The sequence below is a fragment of the Saccharothrix xinjiangensis genome (genome assembly GCF_039527585.1).
GTDB classification, from domain to species: Bacteria; Actinomycetota; Actinomycetes; order Mycobacteriales; family Pseudonocardiaceae; genus Actinosynnema; species Actinosynnema xinjiangensis.
In genome coordinates this window covers 153,399-166,943 of the sequence record NZ_BAAAKE010000022.1, presented here as the reverse complement: position 1 = coordinate 166,943, position 13,545 = coordinate 153,399, and the positions used below count along the sequence as shown (strand labels likewise).

Genomic DNA, 13,545 nt, shown 5'->3' with positions numbered 1-13,545 from the left:
CCGACAACAACACCACCAACCAGCAGTTCCGCCTCGCCGACTCCGACGGCGGCCACGTGCGGCTGATCAACCGCAACAGCAACAAGGCCGTCGAGGTGCAGAACGCCGCCACCAACGACGGCGCCAACGTCGTGCAGTACAGCGACTGGGGCGGCGCCAACCAGCAGTGGCAGCTCGTCCGCGTCGGCTCCGGCCCGACCAGCACGACCCCGCAGCAACCCGGCGGCCAGTACACCAACCCGGTCGTGTGGCAGGACTTCGCCGACGTCGAGGTCATCCGCGTCGGGGACACCTACTACATGACCGCGTCGACGATGCACTACTCGCCCGGCGCGCCGGTCCTGCGCTCGTACGACCTGGTCAACTGGGAGTTCGCCGGCCACTCGGTGCCGTCCCTGGACTTCGGCGCCAAGTACGACCTGACCACCGGGCAGCGGGCCTACGTCAACGGCATCTGGGCCTCGACGCTCCAGTACCGGCCCAGCAACCGCACCTACTACTGGGCCGGGTGCATCGACTTCAACGACACCTACATCTACACCGCGACCAGCGTGGAAGGGCCGTGGAACCGGCACGCCCAGATCGACAACTGCTACTACGACGCGGGCATGCTCATCGACGACAACGACACGATGTACGTCGCCTACGGCAACGGCACCATCAGCGTCGCCCAGCTGTCCGCCGACGGGCGCAGCCAGGTCCGCGCCCAGCAGGTGTTCCAGACCCCCTCGAACATCGGCACGCTGGAGGGTGCGAGGTTCTACAAGCGCAACGGCAGCTACTACATCTGGCTGACCCGACCCGCCAACGGCCAGTACGTGCTCAAGTCCGACAACGGGCCGTTCGGCCCGTACACCGTGCGGCAGGTGCTGCTCGACCTGCCGGGTCCGATCCCCGGCGGCGGCGTGCCGCACCAGGGCAGCCTGGTCCAGACCCAGAACGGGTCCTGGCACTACATGTCGTTCGTCGACGCCTACCCCGGCGGCCGCGTCCCGGCCCTCGCCCCGATCAGCTGGACCGCGGACGGGTGGCCGACCTTGCAGACGGTCAACGGCAGGTGGGGCGTGAACTACCCCTCGCCGCTGCCGACCAGGCCGGTCAAGCCCCTCACCGGGTCCGACACCTTCGCGGGCCCGGCGCTCGGCCCGCAGTGGGAGTGGAACCACGACCCGGACACGTCCCGGTACTCGGTGGACAACGGGCTGAGGTTGCAGACGGCCACCGTCACCAACGACCTGTACGCCGCCCGCAACACCCTCACCCACCGCATCCAGGGACCGACCTCCACCGCCACCGTCGAGCTGGACCTCGGCGCGATGCGCGACGGCGACCGGACCGGCCTGGCGATGCTGCGCCAGTCCTCGGCCTGGATCGGGGTCAAGCGCGACAACGGCGTCAACCGACTGTCCATGACCACCGGCCTGGCCATGGACGGCAGCTGGCGCACCACCAGCACCGGCACCGAGGCGGCGAGCGCCGCGCTCGGCGGCAGCCGGGTCTGGCTGCGGGTCAACGCCGACATCCAACCCGGCGCCAACCGCGTCGCCCGCTTCTCCTACAGCACCGACGGGGTGAACTTCACCTCGCTCGGACCGGCGTTCACGCTCAACAACGCCTGGCAGTTCTTCATGGGCTACCGCTTCGGCATCTTCAACTTCGCCACGCAGTCCCTCGGTGGCGCAGTGACCGTCCGCGAGTTCGACCTGACCACGCCCTGACCCCGGAGCGCCACCCGTCCCCGTCACCGGCGGGGTGGCCCGGGGGGCGTGAACCGCGGTCGTGCCCCGGCGTGCCGGGGCACGACCGCGTCCGGTTTCAAGTGAAACGGTATCGGGTGAGCCGACCGCCGTACCATTCCGCCATGGCCGCCGACGTCCCCCCTGACACCACGCCTGCCGGCACCACGCCTGCCGGCACCGTTCCCGCCGGAGCCGTTGCCGCGCGCGCGGCCGACCGCCCCGCGGGGTCCTCGCCCTTCGCGCTCGGCCTGCTGCTGCGCCAGGCGCACTGGCGCGCGGCCTCGGTGATGTCGGAGGCCCTGCGGCCGCTGGGCGTCGAGCTGCGGCACTTCGCCGTGCTGATCGTGCTGGTCGAGCGCGGCGCCACGGTGCAGCGGGACCTGGTGGCGGCGACGGGGTCGGACAAGGCCGGGATCATGCGCGTCGTGGACGACCTGGAGCGCAGGGGGCTGGCCGTCCGGAAGGCCGTCCCGGGCGACCGGCGGGCGCGGGCGGTGGAGATCACGCCCCGGGGCGCCGAGCTGGTCGACGCGGCCCACGCGGCGGCGGAGCCGCAAGCCGAGCACCTGGTCGCCCACCTGGGGCCCGGCGAGGCCGAACAGCTGGGGGAACTGCTGACCAGGTTCTCCTACCCCGACGGCGGTGGACCGGAAGGGTGACACCCCGCACTTCGTCACACTTGAGATCGTATCGATCGTTACTATCTCAAGTGTGACGAAGTTGTGCGCGCCGAGCGGGGAGAGGCCCATGGACGTCTACGAGGCGGTCACCAGTCGACGCGCGGTGCGCGGTTTCACCGACCGGCCCGTGCCGGAGGAGGCGCTGGGGCGCGTGCTGGCCGCCGCGGCCTGGGCGCCGTCCGGGTCGAACATCCAGCCCTGGCACGCCTACGTGGTGACCGGCGCGCCGCTGGCCCGGCTCAAGGAGCTCACCGGCGAGCGCATCGCCGCCGGCGACCCCTGGGACGAGGCCCGGTACGAGCAGTACCCGTCCGCGCTGAAGTCCCCCTACCGCGACCGCCGGTCCGCCTTCGGCGGGCAGCGCTACGGCGCGCTCGGCATCGCCCGCGAGGACCTGGAGGCCCGGCAGCGGGCCGCGGTCGCGAACTGGGACTGCTTCGGCGCGCCCGCCGCCCTGTTCTGCTACGTCGACCGCGACCTGGGCCTGCCCCAGTGGTCCGACCTCGGCATGTACCTCCAGACCGTCATGCTGCTGCTCCGCGCCGAAGGGCTGCACAGCTGCCCGCAGATGGCCTGGGCGAAGTTCCACGGGACCGTCGCGCGGGTCCTCTCGCCCCCGGACGACCTCCTGCTGTTCTGCGGCCTGTCGATCGGGTTCGAGGACCCGGCCGTGAGCGACCCCCGCACGGGTCGGGCGCCGCTCGACGAGACCGTCACCTTCGTCGACGGCCGCTGACCGGCGGGGGCGTCGGCGCGGGCATCGGCGAGGAGGCGGGATCAGCGCGGCCGGGCGACCCCGGTGGACTCGCGCAGGACCAGGCGGCACGGCTGGCGCACGACACCGCGCGACGGGTTGCCGTCCAGGGCGGCGAACAGGTGGCCGACGGCGGCGGCGCCGAGGCGCTCCAGGTTGACGTCCACCGTGGTCAGCGGCGGGCGGCTCTCCGCGGCGAAGGTCTCCCAGTTGTCGTACCCCACCACCGCGATGTCGTCCGGGATGTCCCGGCCGAGTTCGCGCAGGGCCTCGGTGACGCCGTAGGCGATCTGGTCGCTGCCGCAGAAGACGGCGTCCACGTCGGGGTGGGCGGCCAGCAGGCTGCCCACGCCCTGCCTGCCCCACCGCTGCGACCACTGCCCGAACCGCGCGCCGCCCACCAGCGGCAGCCCGGCCTCGCCCAGGGCCTGCTCGAACGCGGCGGCCCGGTCCTGGGCCGCCCGGTAGGACGGGTCGCCGCTGATGTGCGCGATCCGGCGCCTGCCCAGCGACAGCAGGTGCTCGGCGGCCAGGCGGGCGCCGCCCGCGTCGTCGGCGAGGATCGACACGTCGTCCGGGTCGTCGGACTCGCAGTAGACGTAGACCACCGGCACCGGGATCTCCTGGGACAGCGAGGGCCGGACCTCGTTGCCGTCGCCCAGCACGATGAAGCCGTCCACCCGCCGGGCGATCAGCGTCCGGATGTAGTGCCTGCGCCGGATCGCGTCACCGCGCGCGTCGCACAGCAGCACGCTCATCTGCTCGCTGCCCAGGGCGTTCTCCGCGCCCAGCAGGACCGGGATGGCGAACCGGGCGACCAGCAGCTCGTCGGTGAGCAGGCCGACGGTGCGGGTCTGGCCGGAGATCAGGCCCTGCGCCAGGACGTTCGGCTGGAACGACAGCTCCTCGGCCGCCTTCCGCACCCGCTCGCGGGTGCGCGCGGCGACCTCGGCGCGGGCGTTGAGCGCCTTGGAGGCCGTCGCGAGGGACACACCCGCCAGCTGCGCCACGTCCGCGAGCGTGGCGCCAACGCGCTGTCGAGCCACCGACGTCCCCTCTCCTGAAACCGTTTTCGAAAGCATACGCGCACGCCACCGCGCCCCACTTGGCGAACGGGGACCCCGCCGCGAGGCGCGGCGGCGGCGCGGTCGGTCAGACCACGGGCAACCAGACCCGCATGGTCGACGGCCCCCGGTTCGCCCACGTGTAGTAGGGCACCAGCGGCACGTCCTCGAACCCGCGCGCCTCGACCGGCGGCGGAGCGGCCCGGTACGGCCACCCCGGCTCCGGGGGCGTCACCCGGGCGCAGCGCACCACGACCCGCCCGTCGACGGCGCGCGGCGGCGCCGACGGGTCCACGCGCAGGTGGTCGACGGTGTCGAGGCCGGGCACGTCCACGGACTCCACCGCGAGCACCAGCGGCCCCTGCTCCACCGCCACGCACCCGCGCACCGCGTCGATCCTCGGGTCCGGGTGGGTGAACCTCGGTGCCACCGGCAGCCGCAGCACGACCTCGTCGCCGCGCCGCCACGACCGCCGCTCGGCGACCGCGCCGGGGCCGACCGGCCTGGTCGTCCCGCCGACGGTCAGCGTCGCGCCGTCGACCGCCCAGCCCGGGACCCGCAGCGTCAGGGTCCAGGGCCGCTCGTCGTCGCTGTCGACGCGCACCCGGACCTCGCCGTCGGCCGGGTACCCCGTGGCCACGACCAGGCGGACCGCCCGGCCGCCGGGCAGCTCCTGCTCGACGGTGCCGCCGGCGTACTGGTGCAGTTGGACGCCCTCGTCGTCCGCCGTGGCCACGTAGGCCGCCAGGGAGGCGAGGGTCCGGGCGAGGTTGGTCGGGCAGCAGGAGACCTCGAACCACGGCGCCCGCAGCGACGACGAGGCCCGGGGGCTGGGCTCGTCCGCGTCGGGGACCGCGCCCAGCTCGCGGCGGTGCAGGGTGTTGGCGTAGAAGAACGCCCGCCCGTCCGCGGCCGGCGAGGTCGAGACCACGTTGAACAGCGTGCGCTCGATGAGGTCGGCGTACACCGGGTCGCCCTCGGCCAGCAGCAGCCGCCAGGCGAGCATCACCGAGCCGACGCCCGCGCAGGTCTCCGAGTAGGCGCGGTCCGGCGGCAGCGCGAAGTCCTCGGCGAACGCCTCGTCCTGGTGCCGCGACCCCATGCCGCCGGTGAGGTACGTGCGCGCGGACACCGTGTGCCGCCACTGCCGGACCACCGCGGCCAGCAGGCCGTCGTCGCCGGTCTCGTCGGCCAGGTCCACCTGGCCCGCGGCCAGGTACACCGACCGCACAGCGTGCCCGCGGAAGGCGGGCGCCTCGCGGGCCGGGACGTCGTCCTGGAAGTACTCGCGGCCGAACTCGACCTCGTCGAGCACGTGGTGGCCGCGGCGCTCGACGAAGAGACCGGCCTGCTCCAGGTACCGCCGCTCCCCCGTCACCCGGTAGAGCTCGACCAGGGCGGACTCGACCTCCGGGTGCCCGTCCACGCCCGCCCTGCCGTCCGGCCCGAACTCCGCGCACACCAGGTCGGCCGCCCGCCGCGCGACCCGCACCAGCGGGTCGTCGGGGTGGCCGGTGCGGGCGCGGGCGACCGCGGCCTGGAGCAGGTGCCCGACGCAGTACAGCTCGTGCCCCATCTCCAGGTCCGACCAGCGCGGCCCCTGGCCCGGCCTGCCGAACCGGGTGTTGAGGTAGCCGTCGGGTTCCTGGGCGGCGGCGACCCGGGCCACGATCGCGTGGAAGCGGGCCTCCAGCTCCGGGTCCGGCGCCCGGCCCAGTTCCCAGGCCATCGCCTCCAGCAGCTTGTAGACCTCGCTGTCGGAGAACTCCCGACCGCGCCGGTCGGCGGGCAGCCCGCCCGCGCGGGCGGCGTCGAAGTTGCCCAGCCACCCGGTCCGCTCGACCCAGTGCTCGACGTGCGGCAGGACCGCCGACCGGTTGCGCTCCTGGAACTCGCCCCAGTGCCCGCCGACGAGCCGCACGTCCCCGGTGCCCAGCGGCCGCAGCCGCGCGCGGCTCGGGACCACCGGGCGACCCGAAGCCGAGGGATCGAACGCAGAGGGATCGGAAACCGAGAGTTCGGGCACGGGGGTGGCGGGCGTCGGGGTGGTGTGCGTGGGCCCCTCGCCGAGGTGAACTGCTTCAGGAGTCATCATCAGCCTTTGAGCGCGCCGGACATGAACCCGCGGACGTACTGCCGCTGGAGCACGAGGAACAGGAAGACGCAGGGCACGGCCAGCACGACCACGCCGGCCTCCGTCGCCCCGTAGTCGATGACGCCCATGACCTGCTGGCGGAGGTTGGCGACCGCCAGCGGCAGCGGCGCCTTGTCCGAGTCGCTGATCAGCACCAGCGGGGTGATGAAGTCGTTCCACGCCGCCAGGAAGGCGAACAGGCCGACCGTGACCAGCCCCGGTTGGACGGCGGGCAGGAGCACGCGGCGCAGGGCCGTGAAGGTGCCGCAGCCGTCGACGTAGGCCGCTTCCTCCAGCTCCTTGGGCACCGACTCGAACGAGATGCGCATCATGAACGTGGCGAACGGCAGCTGGAACATCGTCAGCACCAGCGCCAGGCCGAGCAGCGAGTTCTGGAGGCCCAGCTCGTTGAGCAGCACGTAGAGCGGGATGAGCAGGGTGGCGTAGGGGACCGTGAGGATCGCCAGCGTCACCAGGAACAGCAGGTCCTTGCCCGGGAAGTCGAACCGCGCGAACGCGTAGCCGCCCAGCAGGGCGATCGTGGTGGTGAACACGACCGCGAGCCCGGCGACGATCACGCTGTTGAGCAGGTACTGCCCGATGCCGGCCTGGTAGTCCGCGAGCGTGCCGTAGTTGGCGAAGCCCCAGCCGTCGGTCTGCGCCGTGCCCGCCTGCGGTGCGACGGACGCGACCGCCGCCCACGCCATCGGGAACAGGAACAGCAGCGCCAGGCCGCCGGTCAGGACGTAGTAGGGCGTGCGCACGGCGATGCCCGCGAGCGAGGAGCCCCGGCCGTCGGGCGCGCGCCGCGCGGCGCGGGTGTCGGGTGTGGTCGCCATGTCAGCCGTCCCCCTTGCGCAACCAGCGGAACTGCCCGGCGTTGAGGACCAGCAGCGCCACCAGCACGATGATCGAGAGGGCGGCGGCGAGGCCGAGGTCGTTGCCGCCCTGGAACGCGGCGTTGTAGATCAGCTGGACGATCGTCATCGTGCCGTTGTCCGGTCCGCCCTTGGTGAGGATGTAGAACTGGTCGAACGCCAGCAGCGACCCGGTGACGCACAGGATCGTGCACATCGCCAGCGACGGCCGCAGCAGCGGCAGGGTGATCCTGGTGAACCGCTGGAGCCGGTTGCAGCCGTCCAGCTCGGCGGCCTCGTACAGCTCGGCGGAGATGCCCTGGAGCGCCACGAGCAGCAGCAGCGTGTAGAAGCCCGCGAAGCGCCAGACGATCAGGGCGACCGTCGACCACAGCGCGGCGTCGGGGGTGCCCAGGAACGACACCGGGCCGTCGGCCAGGCCGACGTCGCGCAGCACCTCCCCGAACGGGCCGCTCTGCGGGGAGTACAGCGCGTAGAACAGCAGCGACGCGGAGGCCAGCCCCAGCGCGCTCGGCACCAGGATGGCGGTGCGCAGGAACCCCGTCCACCGCGTGGACTCCTGCACCAGCAGCGCCAGGCCCAGGGACAGGCCGACCAGGATGGCGGTCGTGATCACCGTGTACTTGACGGTGAACCGGACCGCGGGCCAGAACAGCCGCAGGTCGACGGCGTCGGTGAAGTTGTCCGGGAGGTTGATCCCCCGGTCGCCCGCGAACAGGCCCCAGTCCGACACCGACATCCGGCCGACGAGCAGGACGGGCACGACGAAGAACAGGGTGACGAACAGCGCGGTCGGCGCGGCGTAGGCCCAGCCGGTCAGGCGGCGGCGGGTCCTGGCGCGGTGGCGCGGTGGCGGGGGAACGGCTTCGTCCGGGACGTCGGGTGCGCGCTTGAGGGAGGTGGTCATCGCATCCTCGGTTCGAGGGAGGGACGGCGGGAGGGCGCCTGCCGGGTCCAGGCGCCACGTGCGCGGCCTACCGGCCCAGGACCTCCGAGACCGCGGTGTTGTCCGCCGCCAGGTCGGCACCGCCCTCGAACACCTGGTTGCGCAGCAGCGTCACCCAGGGGCTGCCCGGCGCGTTGAACGCCTGCTGGAAGTTCACCGCCACCGGGGTCCTGCTGTCGGGCGCCGCGGCGACCTGGTTGATCGCCAGCAGGCGGGGGTCCTCCCGGGTGAACTCGTTGTCGACCAGGTCGGACCGGGCGACCGTGCTGTTGTTGGCCGCCAGGACGCCCACCTGGGCCTCCTCGGACATCAGCCAGGACAGGAAGTTCCACGCCTGCGCGGCCTGCCGGGAGTCCTTGGAGATGCCGATCCCGTCGCCGCCGACGAAGGTCGACGCGCCGCCGTCGACGCCCGGGATGGGCGCCACGCCGACGTCGACGGTCTTGTCGGCCGTGGCCAGCAGGGTCGCCGGGTACGGCATGACGCCGACCTCGCCCTGCTGGAAGGCCGCGACCCAGCTGGCGCCGGTCTCGTCCCGGCTGGCCGGGTCGACCGCGCCCGAGGCCCACAGGTCGCGCCAGGTGCGGTAGACCTCCTGGGCCGACGGGCTGTCCAGACCGCTCCTGGCGCCGCCGTCGGGCAGCGGGTCGTCACCGGAGGCCCACATCACGGGGAACCAGGTGAAGACGTTGCAGCCGCCGCAGTTGCCGCCGAAGGACGTGCCGTGGACGCCTTCCTTGCCGAGCCCCTGCACGGCCTTGGCGTGCTCGGCGAACTCCGCCAGGGTCGTCGGGCCCTGCTCGGGGTCGAGCCCGGCCTCCTGGTAGAGCGCCTTGTTCCAGAACATCATCGACAGGTCGAGCACGAACGGCAGGACGTGCCTCGCGTCGTCCCGCGTGCCCGCGTCCAGGTGCCCCTTGTTGATCTCGTCGACGTGGGGCAGCCGCTCGACCTGCCCGCTGATGTCGGCGAAGAGGCCGGCCTCGGTCCAGTTGGGGACGTAGACGATGTCGGCGGCGAACAGGTCGGGCAGGTCACCGCTGCCCGCGGCGGCGCCGACCCGCGAGACGTAGTCGTCGTTGGGGGTGATGGTCAGCTCGACCTTGTTCTCGTGCGTCTTGTTGTACGCCTCGACCAACAGGTTGGCCTGGAACTCCAGCGGGGCCCGGGTCCACAAGGTCAGCGTGGAGCCGTCGTCGACCCCCTCCACGCCGCCCGCGGCGACGTCGGTGGCGGCGTCGCCGTCCGAGCCGCCGCAGGCGGTGAGCGCGGCCGTGGTGGCGACGGCCGTCGCGACGGCGACGAGACGTCGGTGTCGGCCGCGCGTTCGCGTCCTGGTCATGGGGTGATCTCCCGATGTGTCGGCTGTCCGCGGAACCTTCCGAAAGCACTTTCGGATCTAGGGCGCGTACACCTGGCGCGGTTCACGCGCGGTCTTCTGAAGAGGGCTGCCAGTCAGGATATTTCGGTCGACCTGAGCCGCCAGATCACCGAAGACGTTCCCGAAAACGCTTTCAAAAAGGTAACCCCGGTCACACCGGCGGTCAAGCCCGGGGACGTGGCCGGACCGGCGATCCGCGCGGTCGGCCCCACCGGTGCCCGGCGAGTGTCGAACCAGTGGCTGTTAGCGCTAACAAGATCTGTGCGCGGGTCGGACAGGGCGGTGGACGCGGGGTGGGCGCCCCGTCGTCAAGCGCTCAGCTGTACGCCTTCGCCTGGAGCGCGAACAACTCCGCGTAGGTGCCCGCCGCGGCGATGAGCGCGGCGTGGTCACCGGCCTCCACCACGCGGCCGTCCCCGACCACCACGATCAGGTCGGCCGTGCGCACCGTGGAGAACCGGTGTGACACGAAGACGGTGACGCCCCCGGTCCGGCCGGCGACCCGCTTCGCGTGGTCGGCGTACCGCTGGAACAGGGCGTGCTCCGCCTCCGGGTCCAGCGCCGACGTCGGCTCGTCGAGCACCAGGAGCAGGGGCGCCTCGCGCATCATGGCCCGGCCCAGCGCCAACTTCTGCCACTGGCCGCCGGACGGCTCCGCGCCGTCGGCGTAGCTCTTGCCGAGGTGGGTGCGCAGGCCGTCGGGCAGGTCGTCGAGCACGTCGGCGGCGTCGGCGCGGTCCAGGGCCGCGCGGACGGCCGGTTCCGACGACGCCCTCGGCAGGTCGCCGAGGCCGACCACGTGCTGGGCCGGGAACTCGTAGCGGACGAAGTCCTGGAACCCGGCCGCGATCCGCGCGCGCCACTCGTCGACCGGCACGTCGCGCAGGTCGGCGCCGTCGACCAGGATCCGGCCCGCGGACGGCCGGTAGAACCCGCAGAGCAACTTGACCAGCGTCGACTTGCCCGCGCCGTTCTCGCCGACGATCGCGACGGTGGAGCCGGCCGGGAGGTGGAGGTCGACCTCGCGCAGCACGGGCGCCGCGGTGCCCGGGTAGGTGAAGGCCACCCCGGACAGCTCGATCCCGTCGCACAGCCGGCGCGGCGGCGAACCGGCGGGGAGCGCCGGAGCGGCACCGGCCACCGACTCGGCGACCTCGGTGAGGCGCCGGTACGCGCCCGCCATCCGCTGGAGGTCGCCCAGGAGCGTGACGGCCGTGGCGACCTGCTGGTTGACCTGGGCGGCGAGCACGACCACCAGCACGACGTCGCCGACACCGCGCCGCCCGGCCATCGCGTCGCGCACCACCAGCAGCACGCCGGCGACGTAGGCGAGCGCGAAGACGACCTGGCCCGCCGCGCGGATCACCGTGGCGGTCAGGTGCGCGCGCCACAGGCCCCGCGTCGCCTCCTCCCACAACCGGTCGTGCCGGGCGCGCAGCTCTCCCTGGACCCGGGACACCCGCAGCTCACCGGCCAGGCGGGCGGAGGTCGCCAGGTGGAACAGGTTGAGCGCGGTCCTGGTCGGCTCGGCGGTCGCGGTCCTGGCGCGGTCGAGCACCCGCTCGGCCGCGCGGCCGGCGAGCAGGGGCGGCGCCGCGGCGGCGGGCAGCAGCAACAGCAGCGGGTTCTGCGCGGCCAGCAGGACCGCGGTGAGCGCCATGGCCAGGACGAGGCCGACACCGCCGAGCAGCGCCTCCAGGCCGCTGCGGAACCGCCTGCCCTCCTGCCGCAGCACCGTCCACGTGTCGGCGTGCTCGGCCCGCTCGTGGTGCTCGATGCCCGCCGAACCGTTCGACACCTCGATCACGCGCTCGTCGAAGTCCAGCTCGGCCAGTTCGGCCAGCTCGTAGTAGGCCAGGTGGGCGAAGTGCGAGAGGACCAGCGCCAGCACCGCCAGCACGGCGACGCCCGCGCCGGCGAGCACCGCGGGCGCCGCGGCGCCCGCGACGACCTCCCGGGTCATCCAACCGAGCGCGGCCGCCAGCAGCGGCGCGGCGACGGCCCCGGCCGTCACCAGGACCACCGCCAGCGCCGTCTTGCGCGGGTTCAACCGCCACGCCGTGGCGATCATGGTCCACGCGCCGGACAGGAGGACCTTCACCCGGCCACCCCCTCGACCGCGCCGGTGAACCGGTCCGCCTGGAGCCGGAACAGCTCCGCGTAGCGCCCGTCGCGGGCCAGCAGGTCCGCGTGGCCGCCCTGCTCGGTGACCCGGCCGTGCTCCAGGACGACGATGAGGTCGGCGTGCCGCACGGTCGAGAACCGGTGGGAGATCAGCAGGGTGGTCGCGCCCTCGGCGAGGCGGGCGAACTCGGCGAAGAAGCCGGCCTCCGCGCGCACGTCCAGGCTCGCCGTCGGCTCGTCCAGCACCACGACCGAGGACCCGTGGCGCAGCGCGAACAACGCCCTGGCCAGCGCGACGCGCTGCCACTGGCCGCCGGACAGCTCCGCACCGCCGGTGAGGTGCCGCGCCAGCGGCGTGTCCAGCCCCAGGGGCAGGCGGGCGACGGCCTCCGACAGGCCGACCGAGTCGACGACCTCGCGGATCGTCGCCCGGTCGTCCAGGGAGCCGACCGCGCCGAGCCCGACGTTGTCCGCGACGGACGCCTCGTACCGCACGAAGTCCTGGAAGATCACGCCGAGCGCGGCGCGCCACTCGTCGAGCGGGAACTCGCGGATGTCGACGCCGTCCAGCGTGATCCTGCCGGAGGTCGGCTCGTAGAGCCTGGCGAGCAGCTTGACCAGGGTGGTCTTGCCCGCGCCGTTCACGCCGACGACGGCCGTGCAGCGGCCGACGGGGATCGTCAGGTCCAGGCCGTCGAAGACCGCCCGCCGCTGCCCGGGGTAGCAGAAGCCGACCTGCTCGAACCGGATGGCGCGGACCGGCGTGGGCGCCGCGGGCCGCCGCGCGGGACCGGGGCCGCCCTCGTGGGCGTCGACGTGCTCGGCGAACCGCCGCACCGCGTCGTGCGCCCTCATGCCGATCGCGGTCGGCAGGTCCGCCTCCGGGTAGTGGTCGGCCAGCCGCAGCAGGCCGAGCGTCGCCGTCGCGACGAGGACGAACCCGGTGAGCGTCATCTCGTGCGCCGTCGCGCCGAGCGCCGCGAAGACCGCGCCCGTGACCGCGAGGCCCACGACCGAGAACCGGACGAACGGCCACAGGTAGACGGCGCGGCGCTCGGCCCAGAGGGGTTCGAGGAAGCGGAGGTGGGTGTCCCGCAGGCGTTGCCGCAGCCAGCCGGCCAGGCCGAAGACCCGGATCTCCTTGCCGGCGGCGGCCCCGCCGGCCAGCTCGCGCAGGTAGTCGACCTCGCGCTGGTCCGCGGCGAGCAGGGACCGGGTCCTGGCGTACCGGCGCAGCCCGCCGCGCTGACCGTGGCGGAACAGCAGCACGGTGACGACCAGGGCCGTCGCCGCGGGCCACGAGAACACCACCCCCACCGCGACCGCGCTGCCGGCCAGCTCGGTGTACCGGGCGATCAGCGCGAGCAGGCCGGTGGCGGCCCGGCCGGGGCTCTGCACGCCGAACTCCACCTCCCGCGCGGCGGTCCGGAGCGCGTCGAGCGCCTGCTGGTCCTCCAGCGGGCCGAGGCCGGGGCTGCGCAGCGACGCGGCCATCAGCTCGTCGAACACCCGGCCGTCGACCCGTCGCGCCACCAGCTCCCCCATGGCCCGCTCCACCGGGGACAGCAGCTGCCTGGCGACGAACGCGCCCGCCGCGACGCCGAACACCGCGACCAGGGAGTCCCACTCGCCGGACGCCGGCCCCGCTTCGACGGCCGCGGGCACCCGCCCGAGCACCACCGCCGTCGCCACGGTGAACACGACCGGGAGGCACCCGAGCAGCAGGTTGACCGCCGCCAGGGCGACGACCAGCCCCCGACCGGCGCGGGGCAGCAACCGGGCGATGTCCCGTCGGGCGGCGAGCTGCTGTCGCGCGGTGGCGACCCAGGAGCCGTTCCCCATGCC

At 73.5% G+C, this 13,545-nt stretch carries 10 protein-coding genes; 3 read left to right on the top strand and 7 right to left on the bottom strand.

Annotated elements, in window-relative coordinates; genetic code table 11:
• From ABD223_RS32225 to ABD223_RS32215, 3 genes are all read left to right on the top strand, one after another.
• The coding region (locus ABD223_RS32225) for a family 43 glycosylhydrolase (protein WP_425564047.1) at positions 1–1,718 on the top strand (1,718 nt) is incomplete at its 5' end.
• 143 nt (positions 1,719–1,861) lie between these two features.
• Positions 1,862–2,398 carry a MarR family winged helix-turn-helix transcriptional regulator gene (locus ABD223_RS32220; RefSeq protein ID WP_344040432.1) on the top strand — a complete coding sequence of 179 codons (537 nt, stop codon included), beginning with the start codon at positions 1,862–1,864 and terminating at the stop codon, positions 2,396–2,398.
• A gap of 88 nt (positions 2,399–2,486) precedes the next feature.
• The gene (locus ABD223_RS32215; protein ID WP_344040431.1) at positions 2,487–3,155 is read left to right on the top strand and encodes a nitroreductase; all 669 of its coding nucleotides are present in this window, start codon (positions 2,487–2,489) and stop codon (positions 3,153–3,155) included.
• Positions 3,156–3,196: 41 nt separating this feature from the next.
• Here ABD223_RS32215 and ABD223_RS32210 read toward each other — a convergent pair whose 3' ends face one another.
• From ABD223_RS32210 to ABD223_RS32180, 7 genes are all read right to left on the bottom strand, one after another.
• Entirely contained in the window at positions 3,197–4,183 is a 987-nt protein-coding gene (locus ABD223_RS32210) for a LacI family DNA-binding transcriptional regulator (RefSeq protein WP_344040430.1), read from the bottom strand.
• 142 nt (positions 4,184–4,325) lie between these two features.
• Positions 4,326–6,203, bottom strand: coding sequence for a glycoside hydrolase family 127 protein (locus ABD223_RS32205; RefSeq protein ID WP_344040429.1), 1,878 nt, complete (start codon positions 6,201–6,203; stop codon positions 4,326–4,328).
• 128 nt (positions 6,204–6,331) lie between these two features.
• Positions 6,332–7,210: a carbohydrate ABC transporter permease gene (locus ABD223_RS32200; protein ID WP_344040428.1), complete on the bottom strand. Its 879-nt coding sequence runs from the start codon at positions 7,208–7,210 to the stop codon at positions 6,332–6,334.
• A 1-nt stretch (position 7,211) separates the two neighbouring features.
• Positions 7,212–8,156, bottom strand: coding sequence for a carbohydrate ABC transporter permease (locus ABD223_RS32195; RefSeq protein WP_344040427.1), 945 nt, complete (start codon positions 8,154–8,156; stop codon positions 7,212–7,214).
• Positions 8,157–8,223: 67 nt separating this feature from the next.
• A complete protein-coding gene (locus ABD223_RS32190; RefSeq protein WP_344040426.1) occupies positions 8,224–9,537 on the bottom strand; it encodes an ABC transporter substrate-binding protein in 1,314 nt (437 codons plus the stop codon).
• 355 nt (positions 9,538–9,892) lie between these two features.
• Positions 9,893–11,677: an ATP-binding cassette domain-containing protein gene (locus ABD223_RS32185; RefSeq protein ID WP_344040424.1), complete on the bottom strand. Its 1,785-nt coding sequence runs from the start codon at positions 11,675–11,677 to the stop codon at positions 9,893–9,895.
• Complete coding sequence (locus tag ABD223_RS32180) at positions 11,674–13,542, bottom strand: ABC transporter ATP-binding protein (protein ID WP_344040423.1); 1,869 nt, start codon at positions 13,540–13,542, stop codon at positions 11,674–11,676. The genes ABD223_RS32185 and ABD223_RS32180 overlap by 4 nt, the downstream gene beginning before the upstream one ends.
• Positions 13,543–13,545: the final 3 nt, after the last annotated feature.

Bases quoted from the DNA above. Each gene is read 5' to 3' on its own strand.
- ABD223_RS32220 (WP_344040432.1), top strand. From the start codon at position 1,862: ATGGCCGCCGACGTCCCCCCTGACACCACGCCTGCCGGCACCACGCCT.
- ABD223_RS32215 (WP_344040431.1), top strand. From the start codon at position 2,487: ATGGACGTCTACGAGGCGGTCACCAGTCGACGCGCGGTGCGCGGTTTC.
- ABD223_RS32200 (WP_344040428.1), bottom strand. From the start codon at position 7,210: ATGGCGACCACACCCGACACCCGCGCCGCGCGGCGCGCGCCCGACGGC.
- ABD223_RS32195 (WP_344040427.1), bottom strand. From the start codon at position 8,156: ATGACCACCTCCCTCAAGCGCGCACCCGACGTCCCGGACGAAGCCGTT.
- ABD223_RS32190 (WP_344040426.1), bottom strand. From the start codon at position 9,537: ATGACCAGGACGCGAACGCGCGGCCGACACCGACGTCTCGTCGCCGTC.
- ABD223_RS32180 (WP_344040423.1), bottom strand. From the start codon at position 13,542: ATGGGGAACGGCTCCTGGGTCGCCACCGCGCGACAGCAGCTCGCCGCC.